The organism is Candidatus Kuenenia sp., from assembly GCF_039794105.1.
Classification (GTDB): Bacteria; Planctomycetota; Brocadiia; order Brocadiales; family Brocadiaceae; genus Kuenenia.
The window spans coordinates 83,505-107,753 of record NZ_JBDIWA010000002.1 but is presented as its reverse complement, the minus strand read 5'-3'; the positions used below and the strand labels follow the sequence as shown (position 1 = coordinate 107,753).

The window sequence follows — 24,249 nt, the reverse complement described above, 5'->3', positions numbered from 1 at the left end:
ACCTTTTCTGCCAGAACTCAAACTAATCATTTTTTTGTATAAGTACGTTTTATATTTATAGGGTTAAGAAATAATTTATTATTTTATTCACCAGGGATCGCCAAGCCCCTCTTTAATACCGCGTATTCTGCCCCACAATTCAACATCAGGCTCTACGCCATGCAACGCCATAGACAAACAGGCGGCAGATAAATCTTCTGCCCGAGGCCTGGAATTGGGATTTTCAACGCCTTCCTGAATTGCCATCGCATATATTTGAAGCGCTTCCTTTGTATTACCCATTGCCTGATACGCTTCGGCTAATGGCAGCAACGCTCCTGCCCGGTAGATAGTAATTATTTTTTCTTTCTGCAAATTATAAAAATTAAGGATATCGCCAGCATCTGCCATTGCTTTTTGCCTGTCACCTGCCAAATAACGCAGCCTGGATGCCCTGGACATAAGTGAAACATAATGTTCAGGCCGCCATTGTGCAGAATCAATAATCGTTTGCGTTTCATTTACCAATTCAAGCGCCTTCGTCTGGTCAGCATGGTCCAGAGCAAATCCTGCCAGTCCCATAAGTAGATCAATGCGCTTAAATACCGGAAGCGCTCCCCATGATGCTTTAAGCTTCTCTTCCGCCAGCATACGCCACCCCTTGTTTTCATAAAATCTGTTAAATAATTTAGCGCAAGCCTCCAACGCATCTACTATTGCGTCATAATTTCCAGATTCAATCAATGCATCCAGCGCATCCATTTGTTCCTCAAAATGATCATCACCGGCAATCATCGCCCGAACGCCAGCAACTTTTCCGGCCACAGCATTTTCTGCTCCCGATGCATATTGTGCAGACTTCTCTGTTTCACCAAGCATCAGGTAAGCATTAGCAATTTTCACTTTTATATGTTCTTTGCGCCATTCTTCGGCAGAAGAAGAGGCCTGGCCGGCAAGGCCGATGTATTGCAGCGCTTCGTCAGTGTAACCATTTTTAGCGCAATAAAATGCAACATCACCGTAACCGGAACCGCGGCGCCAGTTATCAATATGTTCAATAAAACCAATAGCGAGGAAAGGCTGATTCAGTTCAAGACACGCCGCCGCCGCTTTTTCCTGCATGTGCGACCTATCTTTAATATGTGGTTTAACAGGAATTGCTGACGCCGTTTCAAACGCAAGGATAAGCAATTCTCTTTGGTAAGCAGTCAGGGGTTGGTCCTTTATCGTCTTGATCAAAAGTGTTGTATGCTGTTCTGCAGCGTTATCGGCATCGTGCCTGCCGCAGCCCAGCGTAAACGAGAATAGCAGGAAAACAATCCATAAGAGGATATATCTTGATCGTATTGTCATTTTATATTAATGGTTTTAAGAAAAAGGGTTCGATGTCCGTTAGCCGGACGTAATGAATTTTTCGTTCTCGTTTCCAAGTAGCGGCAAGGCATGCCTTGCCGCTACTTGGAAACGTACTGGCGCTGGAAACTACATTCGCGGGTTCAGGTTTGTAACCTGAACCAAACGTTTTATATTTTCAATCCAGCCTTCTATTAGGAGAACAAATGACAAATAAATTCCAGATGCCAAACAGGGATTTTGTGATTTTGGGCATTGGGATTTTGCCGTAGTACATTGCCACATTATACGCATAAACCCATGGGTTCAGGCTTCGTCGTGAGCTCAGCCGAACGGTTGCAAACCAATGTCATTAAGTTAAGCAACCTGTCTGAAAAGTCCCCCTTAAAAAAGGGGGATAAAGGGGGTTGTTTTTAATCAAATAATTTTAACTTAATGACATTGGGTTGCAAACCTGAACCCGCCGGGAGTCGTGGAACGTTTACGCTGAATAGTTACAAAATTTTTTACAAAAAGGAAGCGAGAGCTTCCAATACAATTGCGTTCCCAAGCCGGAGCTTGGGAACGAGCATTCTCATGGGTTCGGGCTACAAACCTGAACCCGCATAGTATTTAATCCGCAATCGTATTGTTTATTTCTTCACCTTGACCTTCAGTTTTTCTTTCAAGTTGTCTGATTGAAATGTAATCACCGCTTTACCTTTTTTCTTAGCAGTAACGGTAAATACAGCCTCACCGTTTTCATCTGTCTCTTCACTGTTTGAAGATATACTTACACGTTTTTTCCCAGCGCTGTTCAGCTTCGTTTTAACCGTATTGCCTTCAACGGCATTTCCGTCTTCGTCTGCCAGCGTTATGGTCACATCAGCGCTATCACCCTTATCCAGGGTTAGGCTAGACGGCGATACCGTTATCGATTTTGCAGGGTTTGCGTCAGGATTTTCATCTTCATCCGAAACGATCATTCCATATGCATCAGCAGCAGTCCAGCCCTGCATCCAATTATCATCCGCACTGAAAGCGCCCCGATATTGAACAGGTGTGAAAAACCCGTCACCAGGCGCAGTATCCGCACTAACAAGGGCGTCATTGGCGGCGCGTGGGTCTACCGATTTTACAGGAAGGACGCCCTTGCCCTCTGAAGAAGTAAATCTTGTACCACGGGTTAAACTAACAATTGGCATATCCTTATCATCGGTACTGGAAACGACCACATTGTTATTCCCGGAAGTGCTGCCTCCGTTACTTGTTACGCCTACTGTGTCTGAGTCTGAATATGCATCCGCATGAAGGTTCCTGAAGAACACACTGTCTGTGATTTCCGCAAGTTTACCTGACGTCTGGGTTGTATAAAGATTACTGGCGTTATTGAAAGCAGCGGAAGGACATCCGCCACAATCGTTCACCGTGGAAGTAACTGTGTAATCTGTTTCCCACGTCTTTTCCCATGACAACGTGCCGTTGTAACCATAACCATTAGCGCCGTCACCATCATCATTGTCAGCTTTTACAAGTTTTTCGCCCAGATCCATAAATATGCAATTGCGAAACTGTACGCGGGCGTTGTCACGCCATGCGGTTCCATGGTCACCATCAAGTGGATTACCAATAACTGTGGCATTATAAATTACGGATGTAGTAACTGGCTGAGCGTCAGAATCTTCAGCGCCATCCATCTCGAAACAGTTGTCGCCCACACCTGAACCTTGATTTGCATCGACGCTGTAGCCCTGAACAACAAAAAGAAACTGTGCTTTGCCGCGCCAGCCCTGGTCAACATCAAAACTATCGTCACCAACGTTCCAGATGCTGACGTATTTCAGATTAACCGTACCGCCCCAGATTTCAATACCATCATCCACATTATTCATAATCTCAACATGATCGATATCGGTTTCTCGCCCGATACCGCCCAGCGATAAACCATTTAGTTCATTACCAAGGCCAACCACTTTTCCTGCGTATCGTAAGGACAAATAGCTGATGGAACCGCTGTCATCATTGTCGTCTGCGCCGCCATACAATGAGTAATCAGCATCCGTAAGGCCTTCCATTTGCGCCTCATTCAGCCCTGAAGGATCTTTAGTGTTACTACCCACCTGAAGGCCTTTGGAGTGGGAAGCGGATATTACTCCCTCACCCATAATGGTCAGATTCCCCCACTCATTAGCGCCTTCACGCCATGTGCCGGTTTTGGGGTCGCCGCCACTGGGGTGGCTGGAATCTTTATCCCATGTAGCCACATCGTCGGTCGAGGTCATTATTACCGGGTCGTCTTCTGTGCCGTTTACGAAGATTTTTGCGCCGCGTGCTATTGCCAGACTGCCTCCAACGTCTGTAGTGCTGGCAATGACTGTCCCAGCCTCTATCGTAAGACTAGCGCCAGGCAAAACAAAGATTTGGCCTTCTAACCGGTATACGTTGTCAGCAGTCCATGTAGTAGAAGTATCAATATTTTTTGACACTTTTACTGTGGCGGCGCTGGCAGCACTTGTAAAGAAAAGTGTTGTCAACGCTGCCAATATTATTTTTCTCATATTCTTCACGATATATTTCTCCTTTAAATCTTAGTTTTATTAATTACCTGACTTCGAAACTAATTTTATACACTACATTAAATATATATGTGGAAAGCCTGTATATTCAATAGTTTTCGCATCCTTTAATAAAAACATAAACTATTCATGTAGTGTATACAATATACACTACACATAACATGTTTAAAGAATTCAATTAGTCGAAAGGCATTGATTTATCTTACTTTATTGCTCTTTATAATTTGTAGTGTATAAATTGAGCTTGGAATTTGGGTAATTACTGTTTAGCGCATCAGCATAGCTCAATTATTTTCATGCGATTTTCCGTTTCATTCGTGCCTCCTTTCATTATTTTAGTAATCGTATTTGTTCATTTAATATTCCTGTCCGCCTAAAAATGCATATCCATAAACTACCTATGGACTGATCTATTTAGCGTCAATATGCATAAAGCGGAAGCGGATTGTGTGCATCACATGTGAGGAAATGTAACTTATATTTATGAAGAGAATATAAAGGAATTGTTAATTTTGTGTTAAGATTGAAATACATAAACACGTGCCTTATTTTGTTTAGCTATAATGGGACATTAATTTTGTCTGCTTCTCTTCTATCTGACAGGTAAGCTTGTTAAGGCATTCAACCGCCCTATTGTGCCGCTTTGCAATGGCACTCACCATGTCTTTCACAAATTCAGGAAGTTTTTCAAGTTCCATTTCCAGTGTTTTTGCCTCAGTCATTTTTGTTTCATGGTCTTGCAGTATCTGGAATAAAACAACCAGCCGGCTGTAGATTTCAGCAATAATTGTGAGATTTTTATCCATTGCATACAGATTAGCCTGTACGTCCTTTGGTAATTCATGAAAAAACCTCATAAAGGAATCTCTTCCGATCATTTCCACCATAACGTCACCTTCTGCAACAACGGAAGTAGTTCTCCTTGGTTCTCCGAGAAAACCCGTTTCCCCAAAAATATCCCCCTTGTTTAATGTGCCGATAACCACTTGCCTTCCATCAACTTTTTTCATCATCCTTGCCTTCCCCTCCCTAAGCACAAAAGCAAAGTATGCCCAGGCGTCTTCCTCCATAATAAATTCACCGTCTTTTACTTTCTCAATTCTCGAATACATTTTTTCCACAATTTGCCTCCTTTCTGTTTTAATGTTTTTTGACCATGTAATTTCTAAAAAGCATAGTACACGGTAAATATTAAGGGAGTATTAAGGAAATGTTAAAATTGTGTTAAACCGCAAGGGGAGAATAAGCAGATTTTGTAACGCCTAAAGGATCATTCCCGATTTTTTGTAACCGTTTGTGTGATTGGGGCAAAACAACGCTGCCAGGGGTTAATACTACTGTACGTTTCATTAAAACATGGCAGTAGTCACAAAAAACCGGGAATGCACCCGGATCAACCCCACAAGGGCATGAAAGCTGCAAGGGACGTGGCAAGCCTGTCCCCCGCTGGCGGGGGATTAAGGGGGTGGAATTGTCTGCGGAGCATGGGAAAGAGGGTCAAATTTGTTTTCATAATAAAGAGGTAGTTGAATCGATGGAGAAATCCAGTCCACCCCCTGCACCACCGCCAGCGGGGGACATAGTTTGAACGAATTTTTGCCACAAAATATCAGTTATATCTGCCAGGCAAAAGAATTGGAAAGACCGTTGGAAGAGTGCGTGCCTTAAAGTGTGGAATACCCAAGTGATTGAAAAATCACCTGTGCGAGCCTAATCCTTCTACAGAAGTCCGTACAATGGAGCAATCCGCATGGGTAGATAGGTTGGATAGAATGTAGTATAAAGAAATATAGAGTGGGAATATAGGGCCACACCTTGATTTATGATTATAGAGATAAAATTGATAAGCGCGTAACAAATAGCCCTGGTTTACAAGGTGTGTATTCCCAATTTTTTGTAACCGTTCATGGAAGGGCAGGACAAAACAACCCTGACAGGGTTACAAACCCTGTCAGGGTTAACACTACGGTAACGTTTCATTAAACACAGATTTTCATACAGAAATACATACCCTAATTTTTTAGCCTAAAATTGACTTGTTCACAAAGATAAAATGCCTTAAAAGCTAATAAATCAACGGAATACAGAAACTAAAGAAAAAATCTCATTAATTTGAAATTAGGGGTTAATATCTGAATAATAGGTATTATATTCTGAACTAAAAACAATAAGTAATTATGATGGCATTTAACAATATATTTACCAAATCCCTTACAATGCTTATATTTCTGGAGGATCATCGTAACAATATATTAAAATATTATAAAGATAACTTTCGCATATTGAATTATTATTCAGGCAATACATACTATTTGCATGGACAGGGACATTTTAAATCCCACCCATGTAACTCACAAGAAATACGTGGCAATGAGGGCTTTGTATGTAGAAAATATCATGGCAAAGGAAGTGACGGAAAGATTCAGCAAATCGCATTTCAGCATGAATGCGATGAAGCGGGATAATCATAAACTTGTATTTAAATTATGGGCTACATCATAAAAATAGGGGTATTTATTCTGTATGAAAATCTGTGTTAAAACATAGCGGAAGTTACAAAAAATCACTAATCAAGGTGTGGCTACAAATTAACCTGCGAATTAACCTGACAAAAGCAAAAGGGGACATTGTAGGTATTAGCCGGCCTTGTCATCTTTATATTTCCTGAAATTATTTATAAGACTTGAAAATGAATCCGGTTTATATTTCTTGAAATCCTCCTCATCAACGAATACATAGTCAAAGCGTGCTTTCTTTTGTGAAGCGTTGATGTCTTCACACCATTTTTTCAGACGAGCCATTTTCAATGGAACGTCCGGGTCTTCAAGCCCTTTTGTTTCAACAATGAATAAGTCATTATCGCTTGCCTTCACTATAAAATCAGGATAGTAATTGGAAATGTTGCCGTCCGCATTCACATAGTCAATTGTGAAATGCACTGCCAGATAATTCTTTGCATAGGAAATAACGTCGGTACATTTTTCGAGAAATGAAGCAAAAAGCAGTTCAAGGCTACTATCTCCGATAATCTTGTTGAACAGACTTTTCTGCGGAACAAGAAAGCCCTGCTCTCTGACAACAAACGGACGGGTCTGCCTGAGCCTGATATGATCCCGGATTTCCGCGCTTCCTTTGTCCTGTACCGTCAACTCATTGATCTTCTTGGTGAAGGCCTCAATGATGGTCCTGGTTGCCGAAAGTTCAGAGAGGTTGCGGAGGGTATTCAGGTCGTCAATATCAACCGTAGCATCGAACAGGTGCAGGGACACAAAATCCTTTACCTTGCCATAAAGAACATCGTACCCGCTAATAAGCCGCAGGTCTTTCATGATGATTTGCGTAAAATATCCGATGACACTCCGATAATCCGTTACCGCACCGGAATCCAATAATGTCGTATGGTTGATTTCCCCGGTGGTGATATCCTTGAACACTATTTCCCGTTTTTCTTCCTCTGAAAACTGCCGGTAAACGATTTTCTTAGCCCCGAAAGAAGAAGGCTCCATGGCCCCAAGGCATTTGTATTCCCTATATATGCGCGGTGAAAGTACAGGGATTTCAATATCCAGCTTGTCAATGTCTTTTTTGGTGTTTTCGTTATCAACCTCAATGATGATAGGGGCTTTGGGGGCTGTTCCGCTTCCCATCGGTTTACGTTCCAGTTCAACGCCTTCGCTCCGAATGGATTCCACGAAGTCCATAAACGCTTCGGTGCCTACCACGCTGACATACTCGATCGTATCCTCACCCGGATACATCCGGCGAATCCCCCTGCCGAGAGTCTGTTCCGGGAGGATATTGCTTTTTGCGGCATAGGCACGAAGCCCGACGATGGTTGTCACATTGCGGACGTCCCAGCCTTCTTTGAGCATAAGAACCGAAACAATCACTTTATACGGACTTTCCCAACTGTCTATCTGATTGGATGCCTTGCGTAGTTTTTTTAGTTCTTCTTTACTTTTTTTTGAATCAGACTCCGACACTTCGCCGTTGTTGTTGGTATGAATGACCAGTACCGCACCCTTGAATTCCGGGTATGTACTTTCAAGGTATTCGCCCACATCGTCGCAGTTCTTAGTGTCGTCGGTCATGACGAACAGCACTGCCTTCTTGCCAAGCTTTTCATGTTCACGATAAACCTTGCGCCATTCTTCAACACCGAGTGCAATATAATCGGCATATTTTTCCGTGTAACGGGAGCTTTTCACTTCGGCAAGCTTTGTCCTGCTTGCCAAATCAGGAAGTACGGGACGCTTCACCACGTTTTGGGTAATCGCTTCCGCCAACGTATAATCGCATACGGTCTGAACGAAGATTGCGCCGTTATTGTGCTTCGGCGTTGCGGTGACGTCGATTTGCAGAGAAAGAAAATGGTCTTTCTGCTTGAGCCGGTTATGGATATCTTCAATGGATTTAAACCAAGCCAACCGCGAGTCATGGATATGATGTGCTTCATCATTAATAACGACAATCTCGTCAATCTCGCGGACAATCACGCCAAGATCAACCTTTGAATCGGTAGTTTTGCCGGACGGACGCTTGCCGAGAAAATAATCCTCAAGATTTTCGTCTTCAAAACTTGGTTCAATATCATTTCCGGCATAGACGCGGTGAATGTTGGTCAGAAAGAGGTTGCCTGATTTACGAATGATAGAGACATCATCCTGGATATGCATGGTCATCTGGAAATCATCCTGCCAGTTCTGCCCTTCATAGCCGTTATCTGGCAACAACGGATCATTCCAGAAGATTTTCAGGCCGTCAAAGTCGGCACGCAGGCGGTCAAGGACTATGATATTGGGGGCAATGACAAGAAAGTTGGTGGAAAGTTTCGAATCTGCTTCGTAGAGTTTATGGAAATAGCACCATGTTATTATAAGACTCATCACCTTGGTCTTCCCGCTTCCGGTCGCCATTTTTATCACAAGGCGAAGCCATTCTTCGTCGAACATGCCGGTCGATACAGCACCGGAGGAGTCATAGCGGATCAGGTCATACTTATCTTTGACCTTGACGACTTCGTAGAGGTAAATGACGGTCTCGATGGCTTCCCGCTGGGCGAAATAGTATTGAAACTCAAACATGTTACCATCTGATTTCGGAAGTATATGCTCCGTGTGAAACCACCATGAAAGCAGGGCTTTAGATGTTGCCGACGCGCCTTCATAATGATTATCGCGCCATGCTTTAACCTCTTTGCGAATTTTGGAAACGAGAGGCGGCAGCTTCTCGTGGCTTGTTTCCTGCAAGGTTTCATCCGCCGGAAACCAGCGATATTCCGGATTGAGTATTTCGTAGGGGGATGTGGGGAAAGAAGGATGAATTGACATTAATCATCTCCCAGGGTTAACCGCGAATACACGCGAATGGACGCTAATAAAAAATATTCGTATTCGCGTTCATTAGCGTTCATTAGCGGTTCCTTTCGTATTTGCATATCTTTTCCATTCAAGTTTTTTACCGCCGAAGTTTACAATTAGTCCCAGCGGCAATTTTGTTGCCTTTAGATAGTTAAGCAGTTGAGCTTCTTCAATTTCAGTTATTTTTTTTATAGCCTTGATTTCAACGATTATCTTCTCAAAACATAAAAAATCAGCTACATATTCTTTTTTTAAAATTCTGTCTTTATATGAAATTTGTATTCTTTTTTGCGGTTCAAAAGGAATTCCATTTTCTGCCAACTCTATTTCCATAGCTTCTTGATATACCGCCTCAAGAAAGCCGCATCCAAGAGAATTTGAGACAACCATTCCAGCTCCAATTATCTTGAAAACCTCCTCCTTAAAAAGCAACTCATTATTCCATTCGCTTCCATTGTCGCCCATTGGCAATTCCTTTATCGTTAAGCTTTTTTTAATTCGCGTTCATTAGCGGTTCATCCATCGTTGAGTTTCTTAATACCGCTATGATCTGTCAGGAGCTTCATCTGTTGGATGGCGATTTTGTTGAGTTTGGCAAGCCGTTCCCCCTGCTTTGAGGCGACAGCACAAAGTAATTACTTCCGGCTTCACTTTTAAACCTCTCGAATTCGAGAGGTTTAAAATCGGGATTGCTTAACTTTTCCCACAAACCCAGGAACTCAATCGTGCTTCTATTTCGCATCCAATTATTGATAATCGCAAATGGTTCTTGTTTGTTTCGATATTTGGCGATATCGGTCAATGAAATATAATCCTCTTGCTCCCTTGAGATGATGCTAATTTCATTGCCCTGTACAGATATTTTCTCTGCCATTGCAATCTCCTGTTTAAGGTTTAATTCCCTCGAATTCGGTGGAATTAAGATCAAACTTTCCAAACCCGTCGAATTCGACGGGTTTAAACTCCGGGTTATTCAATTTTTCCCAAATTCCCAAAAACTCAATCGTTGTCCGGTTACGAAGCCAATTCTGGATAATGTAATCTGTACGATCAGGGTCTTTATACCTGGCCATATCCGTCAGGCAGATATAATCCTCATCATTTTGTACATAAATTGTGATGTCTTTATCTAAAACATTGATTTTTGCCATGTTAATATCCTTCATGCCTTTTAATTATGGCAAATTCGCCATAATTAATTTCGATCTTCCCTATTATTTGCCTCCCACGCTGACGTCAATAATCTTCATGGTGTCGTTCCCGAAAATATCCACCACCTTGACGGCAATTTTATACCGTCCGGGCTGACAGTCGTGAAACGATGTTTTTAGTTCCAGGGTACGGTCTTTCTTTGTGCGGAACGATTGCCATTCGTTTTCAAATATAAAGTCGCCCGTCCACACCTCCTCCATTTCTCCGGTAGCTTCATTTTTTGTGCGGACAATCTCACGCTTGGATTCGAAGTTAAAATCCACGCTCCAGTAGTCAATCCAGTCCATCCATTTTTTAGTGAGGACATCGCGGGTAACGATGCCATCTTTGTCTTTGGAAACCTTAATGATCTTGCCGCATTCCACGACGATCTTGTTCTTGCCGTTGCCGAGTGAAGCGGCGGCGTTGTCCACAGTGTCCTGATTGTAGAATACGGAAAAATCGGTTAGTTCAACTGCGATACTGTTCTTTTCCACATGAGGCCTGACTTCGATATACGAAACATCATGGAAGACGATTTGATTTTTTTCGATGGCGCGTTTGTCAAAGACCTCGCGGGGAATGTATTTGAGTGCAAGGTCGATGCCCTTGGACTTGGCTTCTTCCTGAATATTGGGGAAAAGACCCATCTCAAACTCAAAGGCAAGGATGTCCACACGGCTGATGCGCTTTTCGCGGCATTCGAGGATGATTTCTTCCACAAACAAACGGGTGACAGGCAGATTGACCGGACCCACCGCAACAATACGCCCTGCCTTCTTGCCATGGAAGCACCTGAAGTTATCCACCGTCTCGGCCCTGTAGGCTTTGAGGATCAATGCGATAAAATCCTTTTCCTTCTGTTCAATGATTCGACGCTTCATTTCTTCGCGGGAAAGATCAGTAACCGCTAATGAACGCGAATCAACGCTAATGTCTTTTTGTTTTGATTTGCGTCCATTAGCGTCTATTTGCGGTTCAAAAAATGAGGAAACGCCGATGTAATGCGCCCGCTCGTACTTGCCGAGGTTGAGTATCTCAAAGGCGCGGAAGTCCTTGCCATCTTCTTTAAGCTGACGCTGAACGCCGATCATGCGCTTGCGGGTGGTATGGATAGCAAACTTGCCGAGGTCTGCGCCGATCCACTTACGCCCCAGCTTTTCCGCCACAGCCGGCGTGGTGCCGGAACCGCAGAAAAAATCTGCCACGATGTCGTTTTCGTTGGAGGATGCCTTTATAATACGTTCGAGCAGGGCTTCGGGCTTTTGGGTGGGATAGCCTGTGCCCTGGGTTGATGATGCGCCGAGCCCAGTGATGTCATCCCACAGGGACTGAACGGAGACACCAGAACCCTCATCCAAGTATTGTTTCTTCTGAGGAACGGTTCCTGGCGAGGTCTGAACAATCAGCCCTTTAGTCATCAGGTCTTTCATCGTCGCTTCGCTGTAACGCCAGTATCGCGTGACGCCCATAACCTCATAGATGGGGTTTCCCTTGGCCGAGCCGCCCGGTCCAATCATGCTAACTAGCCTGTACCTTCTTCCCGTGCTGGGGTCGGTATATTTGAAGAATGAATCAACGTATTCCTGCGAATAAGGAAGGAACACATTATTAAAGATGTAAGCCGAAGACTTTGCGTAGGCAAATATAGTGTCCGTGTTTGCGCCCATGTACTTGCTGCCTTGACCGATGTTGCCCTTCACTGTGTGAGTGCGTTTCCATGTAATTTCATTAACGAAGTTGTCGGTTCCGAAAACCTCATTTAAGACAAGACGGATGAATGCATTCACCCGCCAATCACAATGCACATAAATACTCCCATTTTCCGCCAGCAAATCCCGCATCAGCACTAGACGTTCGTAGATCATGGCGATGAAGCTGTCAGCGCCCTTGCCCCATGTGTCGCGGTATGCGAGTTCTTCCAGCACATTGGGTTTTTTGGTGAATGTGTCATCGCCGATCTCGATGTCCATCGAGAAATCCGCGCCCACATCAAATGGGGGGTCGATGCAGATGAGCTTAATGCCGCCCTCCTTTTCAATTTCTGCGCGGAGGGGGCCGTTTTTCAGGGAGGAAAGAATGAGCTTGTTGTCGCCCCAGATGAGCTTATTCGTCCAGCCGGATTTCTGACGGCCTCTTGTGTCGAAAAGCAAACGCTGAACAGGATATTTGTCAACTGCGGCGGTATGGGAATGATCGCCAATAACCTTGCCGGATTTGCGTTTATTGGCGGCCATTATCGGTTTCGAATTACGAGGTTCGTCCACCTGTTCGATCACCTGAAAAGGCAAAACGATATTAGTCACTTCGCTGGTTTTGCCATTCCAGACCAGTTCCACCTCACGCTTGTCGTCAAAGAGCATAAAGCGGTACTTGTCGGGTAGCGGCTTATCCGCTTCAATAAGTTTCAATATTTCGCGTTTTTCGGTATCAGTAAGTTTCATTCTTAATATCTCTTGTTTCTGTTCATAATTTATTCCGTATAACGTCCAAGCTCAACATCTGCTATGAAGCGTAGCGAAACAGTGGTCAGGCGGAGTGCTTTGTTAGACCCGCTGATTGCCGTGCTATTTTCATTAAATTGCGCAGTGCTTCATTGACAGCGGCATCATCGGGAAATACAGCCGCCACGTCAGGACTAAGGAGAACGAGATTTGTCCCCTTTTTATATTCCTTGTGATATTTACCCCTTATCCCTTTTCCCAAATCTTTTCGCTCGTATTCTTTTCTCATCTCTTCATGTTTAACCGTCTTCATATATTTTCCTCTCTTTTTTTGTTGCGCGCCTTGCGCTTATGATTCGTGTATTACCTTGCCGCTCTGTATGAACGACAACCAATAACCGGCCTGTTATGGAACAGCCAAAAGTCAGGTATCTATGCTCTCGTATGGAATGGTCCGGATCGTTGAAGGTTATCGCCAATGGGTCGCCAAATACGGTTGAAGCCTCATGAAAAGAGATACCGTGTTTTTTTAAATTAGATTCGAATTTATCTGTATCCCATTCAAATTGCATGTCTTATTTTATCATCATTTTATGGCAACTAACGACCGAATTAAACAAGTAGCACCTTTTACTGTCTGCTTCAATGATTTGTTAGGTTTTTAAAGTTCTCAAAAACGCACAACTCGAACTCCCCCGGAGATATGTGAATCTTAGCCATTTTTCAACCGAGTCAATAATCAAGTATGATAGTTAACCGCGAATGTACGCGAATGATCGCCAATAGTTTTTTCAGATTCGCGTTTATTGGCGTACATTAGCGGTTTAGAACTACGCGGTTCGTCCACCTGAAAAGGCAGAACGATATTAGTCACTTCGCTGGTCTTGCCATTCCAGACCAGTTCCACCTCACGCTTGTCGTCAAAGAGCATAAAGCGGTACTTATCGGGTAGCGGCTTATCCGCTTCAATAAGTTTCAGTATTTCGCGTTTTTCAGTATCAGTAAGTTTCATTTACAACGTCCCTTTGCGTCTGAATAATACGTCGCTTTAGTGGGCTAACGCCCGGCATAAGGCGCGGCAGCTTTTTGCCGTTGCCCTTAATGCCGTTGTTATCCTTTTTAAATAATCATTTTTTCTGCTCCATTCGCATTTGGCACCATGCATTGAGCGAAATTTTTCCCATTGTCATAAAAATAAGGACGACAACCGGTGTCACATATGCTGAAGCAGTTCCAATTACCGGAGCAATAGCTAATGAAAGTGAACTAACTAAAGTTGTATGAATAACTTCAGTGGCAGAAACCAACTCTTTTCGCTCTTTTGCGTATGCCTCATCTCCGCATAAAAACTTCTCTACCTCATTCCAAACCTTTTCGAAAAATATGCTTTTGCCTTTTTCAGCAGCAAATGGAAAAGTGTTTTCTGGAATTGCGGTAAGCCATTTTTTAGCTGCATCTTCATAAGAATCTGATGACTCTAAAAGTTGTTTTATGCGCCTTTGTTGATATGGGGGTAAAGCAGTTAACCAGCTTTCTTCATCAATTTGAAAAAGAGGATTGACTTGTTCTTCAAAGCTCATGACAAATCCTTTACATATTCTGCGGAAATTGCATGGGTTGTTTGATGAAGCGTGTGTGGATCAACACCCCCAAGAGAGATACCACCACCGCCCCCAGGTGCGTAAGATCCAATTAATATGGCAACTAAAGATTTAGTCTCGATTGAGAATATAGGCCCCCCTGATTGACCTGGACGAGCCTGAATGTTTAATACAACGTGCTTGGTTTTGACTTCACAATTTTTGATCAGAATACGAGCACCAATCTGAGTGTGTTGCTGAGTTAGAACTAAGCGCCCATGGTCTGCATGAGGATAACCAAAAATGTCCACTAAGCTGCCAACATGTAAGCTATCAGTGCTTCCTATAGTTATATTCGATTTAGCATCTGTTTCAGCCTTTAAAATGCAAAGGTCAAAAAATGGATCGATAGCCTCGATACGCACCGGAATTGTATTAACTTTTGTGTCAGAGGTATCTTGATAATCATGAATCGATCCATATGGTCGAAGGATAACAACAAGGTTTTGGTCGTCTTTGTTTGTTACGTGAACTGCCGTCACAAATTTACCTGCTTCGCTTAGAAGTGTTGCAGTTCCCAGAAGCGATACGCCATTGGGGGTGATACGACCAACAGCAAAAACGACGTTCGTTAGAGATGTGTATGGCATTTCAAAACTCCATTTTTTAGGATAACAATAATTAGACCGATCCGCATAGTATGCGGATCACCGGTTTCTGATCCATATAACATGCCTTTGAAACCGCGAATACTGCTACGATAGCCTGTATGCCCAACCACTTGCGTCGCCTGGTATTTGTTCTCTTGGTATCTTATGCGGATCGGCATTAAAAACCTCACTCCTATCCTATGGCAATTGTGTAGTTGTGTATAAGGTTGAGTTGAGTAAAGCGAATTCATGTTCTAACCTTCCCATCACATTTAATCTCAGTACTGCCGCCCAATCGCTGTCATAATCACCTTGTTTTAAGTAGCGATGAAGCTGGAATATGGTCACTCAACGGTTAGACTCAGCGTCGGCTATCAACCGTCCGATGGGGGGACTTTTTGGGCGTCCTTTTTTGCCTTTTAATAATTTCGGTTAATGATCTCAATGCCTCATTTACAGAGTCGTGGTCAGGAAAAAACTTTGCAACATCCGGATCTATAACCACGACATTTGTTCCTTCATTGTATTTTTTTGCATATTTTCCCTGAATCCCTTTGCTGAAATCATATTCTTCAAGCATGTCTGGATCTTTTTGCATTCTCTTCATATTGTTTCCTTTCGTTTTTTGTTGTTTTTCTTGCGCTGATTATTCTGATTTTATCTTCTCTTTCCGTATGAACAATTACCAATAGACGATTTTTACAGGAATTTCCAATTAAAATGAACCTGTCCTCTTCGTCAGAGTGCAAAGGATCATAAATCGTTAATGACAGGATATCTTTGAAAGCAGTGCTTGCCTCATCAAAAGATACGCCGTGAATATTTATATTCCTTCCCGCCTTGATTGGATTCCAATCAAACAAAAGCATGTTTCATCTCTTTTTGATTTAATTATCGTTGTGCAGGTTGGGTTGAGTAAAGCGAGACCCAACAAATTAAATTATTCATGCCCTACGTTTACGTCAAATTTAATCTCAGTACCTGCTCCCTAATTGCTATCATAAGCGCCTTGTTTTACGTAGCGATAAAAGCCGGAAAAATGTCCGGTTGAACGACTTGGTAGCGATTCTTTCAATACTTCTTTGACGATATTCCCTCATATAAATTATTTTTCTCCTAAATCTACTTTGATACCCAGCAATTTCTCTGAATCTAACTCATCCGTAAGGGTTAATACTGTATTCTGTGTAATTAGATTCTTATATTCCTCATCAGTTATATACTTTTTAATTTCATCAAGCTGATTCTGATTTACCGTTGCAATATATTGTTTACCTACGCCTGCAAACTTTTGATAAACGGTTTTAAATATATCTGTTTTTTGCCTTTCATCAGTACCGTCAAAAAGCCTGCTATCATGAAAAACAAAGTTGATATTATGATTGTGACCTTTAAATAATATAGTTAAATCATAACAGAAGATTTTAACATTATTGATTCCGTCAGAAGCATCGGATTCGATTCTAGCATCAATATTAAAACGCAACTGATTATCCCCATCATTATTCTCTATGGTGATCCCTGCAACGCTATCTGGGTAGAATATTTTCGAGAGACTTCTAAAATAGTCTCGCAACTCAATGGTGTCTGATTCGATTTCTTTTAAATAGTTTTCAGTTACTTCGTTAAGTTCCAACAGATTTTTTTCGGACTGCCTCTCTTTCGTTTTGTATTCTGATTGAAGCTCCTGATACTTTTTAAGACTGTCACGTTCTGCTTTTAACTCAGCGCTTTTGTTGCTGATGCTGACAAAAAGATCCAGCGCCTGATGTTCTCCGAGGTACTGCATTAATTTATCAAGCTCTTTCTGCAATCTTTCGACTTCAGCCTGTTTATGCTGTTGTTCTAACTTCAATTTGTTTTGTTGTTCAAGCAGCCTTCTTTTACGGTTAGAAATTAATTTCACGTAAAAATTTTCCAGATCATCTAACGTCTTGGTCATATTTTCAGCAAAATAAATCTTTGATTCACTGTAGATAGTTTTAATATCCTCTTTATTCATGTCAGGGGAAAATTTCAAATTTTTACTAATATTCTCTATATTGTTTTGTAGCATTATAACGCTATTGCTTAATGTAAATAGCTCATTTTCTACTTTATCCGCCTCGAGCTGAACTTCATTATAATCCTCCGCTACTCTGAAATTACTTAAATCATCATCAAGCCGTTTTATTCGCTCTTCAATATCAACAATAGTTAAGGCAACATCTTTATTTCCCGTAAAAAAATCTCTCAATAAAGAATCTTTTTTAAAATTCTTTTCTAACTCTTTTATCCGTTCCTGTTCTTTTCTGATATCATATTTCTTTTGTGTGAGAAAAACATCAAGTCCTAACAAAAAAACATTATAAAGCCAAGCCTGATAATCACTGCCGGTTTTTCCAGGCCTATTATACGCAATATATGATTCTTTTTTGGGTCTTATAAAAAAAGGAATTAGAGAACGGAAGGATAAAAAAGAAATCCCATTGGGAATATCAAAACATAATGTACTCATCTTGTTATTAAACTTTTTTATAGACAATTCTTCGTTATTCAAAAATATTTTTTCAGGTTCATCCGTTACCCTTCTGGCTGTATATTTATTGAGGCATATTTCAAAATCAACAAAAAATTCCCAGCCCGGTAATTTCTCACAGAATGTTTTATAATCTTTCACCCTTGCTCCGAGACAAAAATGAATAATACGCACCAGTAAGGATTTCCCAACTCCATTATAGGTTTTACCTTTTTCACTCGCCTCCGGATTTTTCTGTTTTGCGACAACAAAGCTAAGTCCGGTCCGGTTGAATTCAACAGTCCTAAAACTTGCCTGATTGGAGTAAACTTTTATTAACTGCATTTTATTATCACTCCATTTTGTTCATTAACAGCACCTATTGAATGAAGAAAAACTATTGTTAGCAATAGATTATCAAAACTTTGTTTTGAGAAATATATTTTGTTCCTATAATCAACCTGATACTGGTTCCATAAATAATCAATAGATTCTGGGGACTCCAGTCTAGTTAAAATATAACTGCCAAAACCAAGCAAAGATTCTGAAAAATTGGTATGCTTTGTTGGAATTATCATTTTGATCACTCCCGCAGAGGTTCTTCAAATATATCACAGGTCTCAAAATACTTTGACATTATGACAATAACCGAGGTCTGATACATCTGCTCCGCTTTCGGGCTTGCATAATTGACTATAGCCCAAAATAAATCGTCTCCACTTTTTTCATTTTTTTCTTGAGTATAAATCTCATTCATTTTGTTCCGTAAAGCATCAGCAAGGAAGTCACTGTTGTTAGACAGATATTCTTTGAGGGTGTGTAATTGAAAACAACCATGGTCAAGCAAGTTAGCTACGAGTTCTGACAAATTGTTAAATTTAATTTTTTTATCAAAATTTGGCAAAATTATCTGAGAACTAACACTTTTGTTTAAAGGTAATTGCATGATATGCCCAATTACTTCATTTAGGATTGAATAATCTAACCGTTTAATAGTAGCAGGATCTGGAATATTTCCAGTTATCAAAAATATTTGGTCGTCGTCGAGTGTGAAAAGTCTGTTCTCCATATCTTTTGCAGTTAAAAATCCTGCGTTATTCAAATTATGCTTTTCTTTTAGTTCTTGAATTGCTTGCTCGCAAGCAGCATTTACTCCTTTGTATTTATCATTAACAACAAAGTAAAACTCATTTATTGGATTCCAGTGAGACTTTAAACCGTCAAAATCGGTTTTCAATTTGTCGACTGCATCTGGATAAGACTTTCTTATCTCTTCGGGGGCGTATACCTGATAATATGTACCCTTAGTTTTTATGTACCCATCATTTTTTCTATCACCGATGCTTCCCCATGGTTTTATAGACCTAAAGTCTGCTTCTGCATAATTCATAATTGCAGTGAATATATCTTCAAATGCCTGCCCGTCAGCCTTTAATATTTTATTTTGAAATAATTGCCGAGCAAGTGTTTTTTCTTGAATATTCATCCTTTTATCATCTCCGTCTATATTCTATTTTCCAAATTATTCATGTCCTACTTTTACGTCAAATTTAATCTCAGTACCTGCTCCCTAATTGCTATAATAAGCGCCTTGTTTTATTTAATGGATAAAAAACAGTGGAAAATAAAAAAGTGCCTTTCTATTCTAATCGTAAGATATTTTTCAAAGCCTTATCAAGTGATTCCATTTCTGAATTTGAAATGTCTCCATATTTTTTTATGATTCTCTTTGTACTTACGGTTTGAATTTGGTCGCAGCAACCCTTAGACTCGTTGGACAAATATTTTGATTTAATCAGGAACTCAAAAGGATAGATTTTACTTACATTGCCGGTAATTGGAATAACAATGGCACGATTGCCGTGTATAGCCATTTCTTTTGGGGAAACAACAACGGCTGGCCGTGTTTTTTGAATCTCAGTGCCTGAAGGGTTAGCGGGGGCTTGGACGAGAACAATATCGCCTTTTTTCAGTTCCATTCTTCGTCCTCAAATCCTAATTTTTCCCAATCCTCGAAATCCTCTACAGGTTTTTTGAAACCCTCAATCATCTCCGATCTAATCATCAATTCCTGTTGTAATTCTTGAATCAAATGCTCTTTTTCTTGTATTGACAGGTTTTCGAAACTTTGAGGCGCATTCAAAAAAATTTGCATTCTTAGCTCCTTTCCGGAATAAGCAGAGATTAACGATGATTCCTATTTTGCCACAATATTACACAAGGGAATTAATTTCATGAAACAAATATTTCATTTGAAATCGGATGTTCCCGGAAATGCCGTTACCAAATCTCTTGTTCACCTTTGCTTAAAATGACGAATCAATTTAACCATGTATTGAATAATGAATATCGAACAACGAATTTAGAATTGTGGCAACACTTTAGTCCTTTGAAAAAGTAAAAACGCGTAACACTTTATTTTTTTGAAAAATTACAATAATAGCGCTGCTTGCCGTAAGCGTAGGGGCGGAGTATATAAACGGTTGCGGCTCGTGCCTCACTTGAGATATCTAAGTAGAGACAGGTTTGAAACCTGTCTCTACCATGTAGTGCGACGAACCTCGTCGCACTACAAATGACAATTTCCAGTTTAAAAAGACTAAAGTGTTACGAATTGTGAGGTTTTCTTATCCAAATCCAATAATAAAGCCACAAAACCGGGGGTTAGCGGACGTCTGGCATCTGTGGAACTTTCACCCTTTTCTTTGAAACCACTCTTTTAGGAACTGCAAAGAATCCTTCCTTTTCATTTTTTCGCAGTTTTTGAAAAAAGACATGGAAGTTATAGTTTGCCTGCCTGGCGAGTTCTTCGCCTGCTTTTCGAGCCTCTTGAACAATTGGATCCTTCCGCATACGTTATACCCCCATTAATTCTTCCGGTGTACAAATAACTGGCGTCTTAATACTAAGTTTCTCATTTATCTCCAGGAGCTTCTTGATGATTTCATCATTTGCAAGATGGACACAATTCCAAGTAACAAGATAATCAATATTATGCACGGATGCTACAGCAAGATGGGCTGCATCACGAAGGGGTGCATTCCCGATTTTTTGTGACTACCGCCATGTTTTAATAAAACGTACCGTAGTGTTAACCCTGACAGGGTTTCAAACCCTGTCAGGGTTGTTTTGCCCCGACTCCATGAACACTTACAAAAAATCGGGAATGCTCCCTCACGAAGAGCCTTTTTGGGAATACCCAGTTTTTCCATATATATCCGGGCTATCTTCTCAACCTTTTCTGTTAGCTCCAAATAAGGAAAGCCTTTCAGTTCATTTAATCTTTGTTCTGCAGATTCTTTGTTTCCTGCTGCGGCCTCCTCGACAACAACCTCTGAGATATAAACATCAAATCTCTTAACGGCCTTTGGCCACCACTCCGATGTAATCTGCTGATGAGCAAGTACTATAATATCACGGCTGGGCTTAGAAACGTATTAACTCACCACCGATGTTTAAATATAAATTGATTCTTTCATTAAAGTTTTTCTCTGTAATTCCGTGGGGACACCATACTTAATTTTAGGAATCTTCACTTTCCTTTTGTGGTCTCTTAGGGCCGGGCTTCTGCCGGCATAGCAGTCTCCCGGGACTAACACACGAGAGTCCTGACAATAGAGGAATCTTAGCCGTTTTTCAAAACGGAGTCAATACTCAAGTATGATACCCCCTGAATTGTCCGGATTATTTTTAACCGCGGATGAACGCGAATGGCCGCGAATGATTTTTCCTGATTCGCGTGTATTAGCGTCCATTAGCGGTTTCGACTTCCGAGGTTCGTCCACCTGTTCGATCACCTGAAAAGGCAAAACGATATTAGTCACTTCGCTGGTTTTGCCGTTCCAGACCGGTTCCACCTCACGCTTGTCGTCAAAGAACATAAAGCGGTACTTGTCGGGTAGAGGCTTATCCGCTTCAATAAGTTTCAGTATTTCGCGTTTTTCGGTATCAGTAAGTTTCATTCTTAATATCTCTTGTTTCTCGTCACAGGTTGTTTTCAGCGGGCTAACTCCTGGCTAACCGGCATGCAGCCTTTTTACGCGTCCGGTTGAGCGTTTTGTTAAGCGTGTCGTTTTTTGCACAAGCTTTATCAATGACAGAAGTGCAGTATTAACGGCTTCTTCGTTTGGAAAAGCCTCAGCAACTTCCGGTTTAAGAATAATAACATTTGATGACTTACACAAACGACTTGCATACTTGCCACGCACCAAAGGGCCTGGGAAGTCTGAACGTTTATACTCCGCACGCAATTCATCTTTTTCTGTCTGTTTAACCTTCTTCATAAATCTTTCGCTCTCCTTTGCCCGCTATGCGAGCGCTTATAATTCGTATAGTCTCGGCTCTCTAGGTGTGTGCGACCACTAATAACGGGAGCATTCCCGATTTTTTGTAATCCGTCATTTTAATATGATGAAAAGAGAATATCGAACCGCAGAACAAGGAATATCGAATTACAACCGTAGAGACAGGTTTGAAACCTGTCTCTACAATGACCTATATTTTCAAGCACCACTAATTGTTTATAGCCAAAAGTATCTATTTCCCTAAAATTTAATATACAATCCAGGTATCAATAGATGGGTGGCACAGGCATTTTGCCTGTGCGGAATACAGGCAGGATGCCTGTGCCACCCTTGCAATAAATTTTATTATTCATCTTCTGAAAACCTTATTTTTTTGACTATATTTACAAAAAATCGGGAATGCACCCCATTTGTTCCTTCATTGTATTTTTTTGCATATTTTCCCTGAATCACTTTGCTGAAATCATATTCTTCAAGCATGTCTGGATCTTTTTGCATTCTCTTCATATTGTTTCCTTTCGTTTTTTGTTATTTTTCTTGCGCTGATTATTCGTAACAATTTAGTTTTTTGAAACCGTAGGGCAAAACAATGTTATTATTGGAATTTTTCAAAAAACTGAAGTGTTACGGTTTTTGTCATTTGAATTTGCTTCGTATTTCGAATTTGGTTGCGGCCAAAGGCCGCGCCAGGCAATCTGCGTAATCTGTGGTTTCCATTTTGTTTGGTTCTGACTATGCCATGTCAGGTTTTCGAGACATCAAAAACATCACATGCGCATGCCGCCCATTGTTCAAATCCGATTTTCCGGAGACTGTGCGCTTATGGCTACTATAACAATCTCTGCAATAGCAGTGTTTTTAATGCGGATTAGCCGGTTGCAAAGCATCTATCTTAAAATCAGAACAGACTGCCGGACGATTTCGAGCACTTTCGCGGGAAAGATACCAAGCTGGATAGTGCCGATGATTGATATGACTATGGCGGCAAAGATGAATGGGGAAAGGGTGAGTGGCTGGAATTCTCTTTCCGGGTCGCGCATGTACATTGCTACCGTTACCCGTAAATAATAAAAAACGGCGATGACGCTGTTTATCACTCCGATAACGGCCAGCCACACGTAGCCGGATTTTATGGCGGAACTGAATATATAAAATTTTCCTACAAAACCGGCAGTGGGCGGAATTCCGGCCATGGAAAGTAAAAAGAGCGTCATGGCAATTGCCAGCCTCGGATGCTTAAAGGCTAAACCGTTAAAATCGCTAATCTTCAGGAAACTATCTTCTTTCTGGCTTACTACAATGACCACGGCAAACGCGCCAATATTCATGAACAGATACGCAAGGAGGTAAAACAACACCGCCGATACACTCATATTGTTTGCGGCTACCAACGCAATAAGAAGATATCCCGCATGTGCAATGCTGGAATAGGCAAGCATGCGCTTAATGTTTGTCTGCGCTAACGCAATAATGTTGCCGGTTGTCATGGTGAGTACCGCCAGTACCCAAATAGCCTTTTCCCAATCATGGTGCGCCTGACCAAAGGCTGTGAAAAATATTCTCATAAAAGCGGCAAATCCTGCGGCCTTTGGCCCAACCGCCATAAATGCCGTTATCGCAGTGGGCGCCCCTTCATACACATCAGGCACCCATGCATGGAAGGGTACGGATGCTATCTTGAACCCTATCCCGACAATGATCAGTCCCATACCGGCTAATAAAAGAGGGTCTACCGCGCCTCCCTTGCCCGCAAGAAAAACGGCAATCTGCCGCAGGTTTATCGTACCCGTTGCGCCGTACACCATTGCAATACCGTACAATAAAAAGCCGGTAGAAAATGCCCCAAGCAAAAAATATTTTAATGACGCCTCGTTTGATGTGAGCCTTGTCCGTTTCATGCCGACAAGGATATAAATACTTATCGACATAATCTCCAGGCCGATAAAGATATTCAGCAAATCAGCACCGGAGGCCATGAGTATCATGCCAATGGTGGAAAACAATATAAGGGTATAATATTCCCCATGGTTTATGTTTTCTCTTTGAACATAATTTTTGGAGATAAGGATGGTGAGTCCGGCGCAAAGCAGGAATACAAATTGAAAAAAGAGGGCGTAGTTATCAATTGTATAGACGCCGTAGAAAGAAAAGAGGGTAGTACCTGTAAAACTTCTGGATACAATAGCGGCGATTACTACTCCTATTAAAGAGAGGTACGCCAGAAAATTCTTTTCTCCCATTTTCCGTGATGAAAAAATATCCACCATCAATACTATCATCCCGAAACCTGCAAGTACGAGTACCGGCAGGATGCTTAAGATGTTAAATGTCATTAT

Annotated in this window: 24 protein-coding genes and 1 pseudogene; 1 reads left to right on the top strand and 24 read right to left on the bottom strand. The window is 41.5% G+C overall.

Annotation, left to right across the window (positions count from 1 at the left end; all coding sequences use genetic code 11):
- Window positions 1-87: 87 nt before the first annotated feature.
- The 3 genes from ABJL82_RS02070 to ABJL82_RS02060 form a co-directional block, all read right to left on the bottom strand.
- Window positions 88-1,332, bottom strand: coding sequence for a hypothetical protein (locus ABJL82_RS02070; RefSeq protein WP_347273028.1), 1,245 nt, complete (start codon window positions 1,330-1,332; stop codon window positions 88-90).
- A gap of 632 nt (window positions 1,333-1,964) precedes the next feature.
- The gene (locus ABJL82_RS02065) at window positions 1,965-3,869 is read right to left on the bottom strand and encodes an Ig-like domain-containing protein (RefSeq protein WP_347273189.1); all 1,905 of its coding nucleotides are present in this window, start codon (window positions 3,867-3,869) and stop codon (window positions 1,965-1,967) included.
- 572 nt (window positions 3,870-4,441) lie between these two features.
- Complete coding sequence (locus ABJL82_RS02060) at window positions 4,442-4,999, bottom strand: cyclic nucleotide-binding domain-containing protein (protein ID WP_347273188.1); 558 nt, start codon at window positions 4,997-4,999, stop codon at window positions 4,442-4,444.
- 1,204 nt (window positions 5,000-6,203) lie between these two features.
- Between ABJL82_RS02060 and ABJL82_RS02055 the strand changes: the two genes are divergently transcribed.
- The gene (locus ABJL82_RS02055; RefSeq protein ID WP_347273027.1) at window positions 6,204-6,389 is read left to right on the top strand and encodes a hypothetical protein; all 186 of its coding nucleotides are present in this window, start codon (window positions 6,204-6,206) and stop codon (window positions 6,387-6,389) included.
- A 134-nt stretch (window positions 6,390-6,523) separates the two neighbouring features.
- On the opposite strand, the gene ABJL82_RS02050 is transcribed toward ABJL82_RS02055, so the two are convergent.
- From ABJL82_RS02050 to ABJL82_RS01950, 21 genes and pseudogenes are all read right to left on the bottom strand, one after another.
- Complete coding sequence (locus ABJL82_RS02050) at window positions 6,524-9,217, bottom strand: DEAD/DEAH box helicase family protein (protein WP_347273026.1); 2,694 nt, start codon at window positions 9,215-9,217, stop codon at window positions 6,524-6,526.
- 72 nt (window positions 9,218-9,289) lie between these two features.
- On the bottom strand, window positions 9,290-9,712 hold the full coding sequence (locus ABJL82_RS02045) for a GxxExxY protein (RefSeq protein ID WP_347273025.1): 423 nt from the start codon (window positions 9,710-9,712) through the stop codon (window positions 9,290-9,292).
- 97 nt (window positions 9,713-9,809) lie between these two features.
- Complete coding sequence (locus tag ABJL82_RS02040) at window positions 9,810-10,121, bottom strand: KilA-N domain-containing protein (RefSeq protein WP_347273024.1); 312 nt, start codon at window positions 10,119-10,121, stop codon at window positions 9,810-9,812.
- Window positions 10,122-10,188: 67 nt separating this feature from the next.
- Window positions 10,189-10,398: pseudogene (locus ABJL82_RS02035) on the bottom strand (KilA-N domain-containing protein); the annotation flags it as partial.
- Between the two features lie 63 nt (window positions 10,399-10,461).
- Window positions 10,462-12,882 (bottom strand): site-specific DNA-methyltransferase, encoded by a 2,421-nt coding sequence (locus tag ABJL82_RS02030; protein WP_347273023.1) that lies wholly within the window; start codon window positions 12,880-12,882, stop codon window positions 10,462-10,464.
- A gap of 85 nt (window positions 12,883-12,967) precedes the next feature.
- Window positions 12,968-13,195 (bottom strand): hypothetical protein, encoded by a 228-nt coding sequence (locus ABJL82_RS02025; RefSeq protein ID WP_347273022.1) that lies wholly within the window; start codon window positions 13,193-13,195, stop codon window positions 12,968-12,970.
- Window positions 13,182-13,454, bottom strand: coding sequence for a BrnT family toxin (locus tag ABJL82_RS02020; protein ID WP_347273021.1), 273 nt, complete (start codon window positions 13,452-13,454; stop codon window positions 13,182-13,184). The genes ABJL82_RS02025 and ABJL82_RS02020 overlap by 14 nt, the downstream gene beginning before the upstream one ends.
- 167 nt (window positions 13,455-13,621) lie before the next feature.
- Entirely contained in the window at window positions 13,622-13,894 is a 273-nt protein-coding gene (locus ABJL82_RS02015) for a hypothetical protein (RefSeq protein ID WP_347273020.1), read from the bottom strand.
- 115 nt (window positions 13,895-14,009) lie between these two features.
- Complete coding sequence (locus tag ABJL82_RS02010; protein ID WP_347273019.1) at window positions 14,010-14,462, bottom strand: hypothetical protein; 453 nt, start codon at window positions 14,460-14,462, stop codon at window positions 14,010-14,012.
- Window positions 14,459-15,112 (bottom strand): serine protease, encoded by a 654-nt coding sequence (locus tag ABJL82_RS02005; RefSeq protein ID WP_347273018.1) that lies wholly within the window; start codon window positions 15,110-15,112, stop codon window positions 14,459-14,461. The genes ABJL82_RS02010 and ABJL82_RS02005 overlap by 4 nt, the downstream gene beginning before the upstream one ends.
- 361 nt (window positions 15,113-15,473) lie before the next feature.
- Window positions 15,474-15,719 (bottom strand): hypothetical protein, encoded by a 246-nt coding sequence (locus ABJL82_RS02000; RefSeq protein WP_347273017.1) that lies wholly within the window; start codon window positions 15,717-15,719, stop codon window positions 15,474-15,476.
- Window positions 15,685-15,981 carry a BrnT family toxin gene (locus ABJL82_RS01995; RefSeq protein WP_347273016.1) on the bottom strand — a complete coding sequence of 99 codons (297 nt, stop codon included), beginning with the start codon at window positions 15,979-15,981 and terminating at the stop codon, window positions 15,685-15,687. The genes ABJL82_RS02000 and ABJL82_RS01995 overlap by 35 nt, the downstream gene beginning before the upstream one ends.
- 236 nt (window positions 15,982-16,217) lie before the next feature.
- Window positions 16,218-17,954 (bottom strand): DUF2326 domain-containing protein, encoded by a 1,737-nt coding sequence (locus ABJL82_RS01990; RefSeq protein WP_347273015.1) that lies wholly within the window; start codon window positions 17,952-17,954, stop codon window positions 16,218-16,220.
- 238 nt (window positions 17,955-18,192) lie between these two features.
- On the bottom strand, window positions 18,193-19,095 hold the full coding sequence (locus ABJL82_RS01985; RefSeq protein ID WP_347273014.1) for an ABC-three component system protein: 903 nt from the start codon (window positions 19,093-19,095) through the stop codon (window positions 18,193-18,195).
- Between the two features lie 154 nt (window positions 19,096-19,249).
- The gene (locus ABJL82_RS01980) at window positions 19,250-19,588 is read right to left on the bottom strand and encodes a type II toxin-antitoxin system PemK/MazF family toxin (RefSeq protein ID WP_347273013.1); all 339 of its coding nucleotides are present in this window, start codon (window positions 19,586-19,588) and stop codon (window positions 19,250-19,252) included.
- On the bottom strand, window positions 19,579-19,764 hold the full coding sequence (locus tag ABJL82_RS01975) for a hypothetical protein (RefSeq protein ID WP_347273012.1): 186 nt from the start codon (window positions 19,762-19,764) through the stop codon (window positions 19,579-19,581). The genes ABJL82_RS01980 and ABJL82_RS01975 overlap by 10 nt, the downstream gene beginning before the upstream one ends.
- A gap of 509 nt (window positions 19,765-20,273) precedes the next feature.
- Window positions 20,274-20,462: a hypothetical protein gene (locus ABJL82_RS01970; RefSeq protein ID WP_347273011.1), complete on the bottom strand. Its 189-nt coding sequence runs from the start codon at window positions 20,460-20,462 to the stop codon at window positions 20,274-20,276.
- Window positions 20,463-21,256: 794 nt separating this feature from the next.
- The gene (locus ABJL82_RS01965; protein ID WP_347273010.1) at window positions 21,257-21,571 is read right to left on the bottom strand and encodes a hypothetical protein; all 315 of its coding nucleotides are present in this window, start codon (window positions 21,569-21,571) and stop codon (window positions 21,257-21,259) included.
- A 54-nt stretch (window positions 21,572-21,625) separates the two neighbouring features.
- The gene (locus tag ABJL82_RS01960; protein ID WP_347273009.1) at window positions 21,626-21,892 is read right to left on the bottom strand and encodes a hypothetical protein; all 267 of its coding nucleotides are present in this window, start codon (window positions 21,890-21,892) and stop codon (window positions 21,626-21,628) included.
- A gap of 366 nt (window positions 21,893-22,258) precedes the next feature.
- Complete coding sequence (locus ABJL82_RS01955) at window positions 22,259-22,420, bottom strand: hypothetical protein (protein ID WP_347273008.1); 162 nt, start codon at window positions 22,418-22,420, stop codon at window positions 22,259-22,261.
- 380 nt (window positions 22,421-22,800) lie between these two features.
- Window positions 22,801-24,246 (bottom strand): NADH-quinone oxidoreductase subunit N, encoded by a 1,446-nt coding sequence (locus tag ABJL82_RS01950; protein WP_347273007.1) that lies wholly within the window; start codon window positions 24,244-24,246, stop codon window positions 22,801-22,803.
- Window positions 24,247-24,249 lie beyond the last annotated feature (3 nt).

Bases quoted from the DNA above. Each gene is read 5' to 3' on its own strand.
- ABJL82_RS02010 (WP_347273019.1), bottom strand. From the start codon at position 14,462: ATGAGCTTTGAAGAACAAGTCAATCCTCTTTTTCAAATTGATGAAGAA.
- ABJL82_RS01965 (WP_347273010.1), bottom strand. From the start codon at position 21,571: ATGAAACTTACTGATACCGAAAAACGCGAAATACTGAAACTTATTGAA.
- ABJL82_RS02065 (WP_347273189.1), bottom strand. From the start codon at position 3,869: ATGAGAAAAATAATATTGGCAGCGTTGACAACACTTTTCTTTACAAGT.
- ABJL82_RS02055 (WP_347273027.1), top strand. From the start codon at position 6,204: ATGGACAGGGACATTTTAAATCCCACCCATGTAACTCACAAGAAATAC.
- ABJL82_RS01985 (WP_347273014.1), bottom strand. From the start codon at position 19,095: ATGAATATTCAAGAAAAAACACTTGCTCGGCAATTATTTCAAAATAAA.
- ABJL82_RS01955 (WP_347273008.1), bottom strand. From the start codon at position 22,420: ATGAAGAGAATGCAAAAAGATCCAGACATGCTTGAAGAATATGATTTC.
- ABJL82_RS02070 (WP_347273028.1), bottom strand. From the start codon at position 1,332: ATGACAATACGATCAAGATATATCCTCTTATGGATTGTTTTCCTGCTA.
- ABJL82_RS01960 (WP_347273009.1), bottom strand. From the start codon at position 21,892: ATGAAGAAGGTTAAACAGACAGAAAAAGATGAATTGCGTGCGGAGTAT.
- ABJL82_RS01990 (WP_347273015.1), bottom strand. From the start codon at position 17,954: ATGCAGTTAATAAAAGTTTACTCCAATCAGGCAAGTTTTAGGACTGTT.
- ABJL82_RS01950 (WP_347273007.1), bottom strand. From the start codon at position 24,246: ATGACATTTAACATCTTAAGCATCCTGCCGGTACTCGTACTTGCAGGT.
- ABJL82_RS02040 (WP_347273024.1), bottom strand. From the start codon at position 10,121: ATGGCAGAGAAAATATCTGTACAGGGCAATGAAATTAGCATCATCTCA.
- ABJL82_RS02025 (WP_347273022.1), bottom strand. From the start codon at position 13,195: ATGAAGACGGTTAAACATGAAGAGATGAGAAAAGAATACGAGCGAAAA.
- ABJL82_RS02045 (WP_347273025.1), bottom strand. From the start codon at position 9,712: ATGGGCGACAATGGAAGCGAATGGAATAATGAGTTGCTTTTTAAGGAG.
- ABJL82_RS01980 (WP_347273013.1), bottom strand. From the start codon at position 19,588: ATGGAACTGAAAAAAGGCGATATTGTTCTCGTCCAAGCCCCCGCTAAC.
- ABJL82_RS02030 (WP_347273023.1), bottom strand. From the start codon at position 12,882: ATGAAACTTACTGATACCGAAAAACGCGAAATATTGAAACTTATTGAA.
- ABJL82_RS02015 (WP_347273020.1), bottom strand. From the start codon at position 13,894: ATGAAACTTACTGATACTGAAAAACGCGAAATACTGAAACTTATTGAA.
- ABJL82_RS02000 (WP_347273017.1), bottom strand. From the start codon at position 15,719: ATGAAGAGAATGCAAAAAGATCCAGACATGCTTGAAGAATATGATTTC.
- ABJL82_RS01995 (WP_347273016.1), bottom strand. From the start codon at position 15,981: ATGCTTTTGTTTGATTGGAATCCAATCAAGGCGGGAAGGAATATAAAT.
- ABJL82_RS01975 (WP_347273012.1), bottom strand. From the start codon at position 19,764: ATGCAAATTTTTTTGAATGCGCCTCAAAGTTTCGAAAACCTGTCAATA.
- ABJL82_RS02060 (WP_347273188.1), bottom strand. From the start codon at position 4,999: ATGTATTCGAGAATTGAGAAAGTAAAAGACGGTGAATTTATTATGGAG.
- ABJL82_RS02005 (WP_347273018.1), bottom strand. From the start codon at position 15,112: ATGCCATACACATCTCTAACGAACGTCGTTTTTGCTGTTGGTCGTATC.
- ABJL82_RS02020 (WP_347273021.1), bottom strand. From the start codon at position 13,454: ATGCAATTTGAATGGGATACAGATAAATTCGAATCTAATTTAAAAAAA.
- ABJL82_RS02050 (WP_347273026.1), bottom strand. From the start codon at position 9,217: ATGTCAATTCATCCTTCTTTCCCCACATCCCCCTACGAAATACTCAAT.
- ABJL82_RS01970 (WP_347273011.1), bottom strand. From the start codon at position 20,462: ATGCGGAAGGATCCAATTGTTCAAGAGGCTCGAAAAGCAGGCGAAGAA.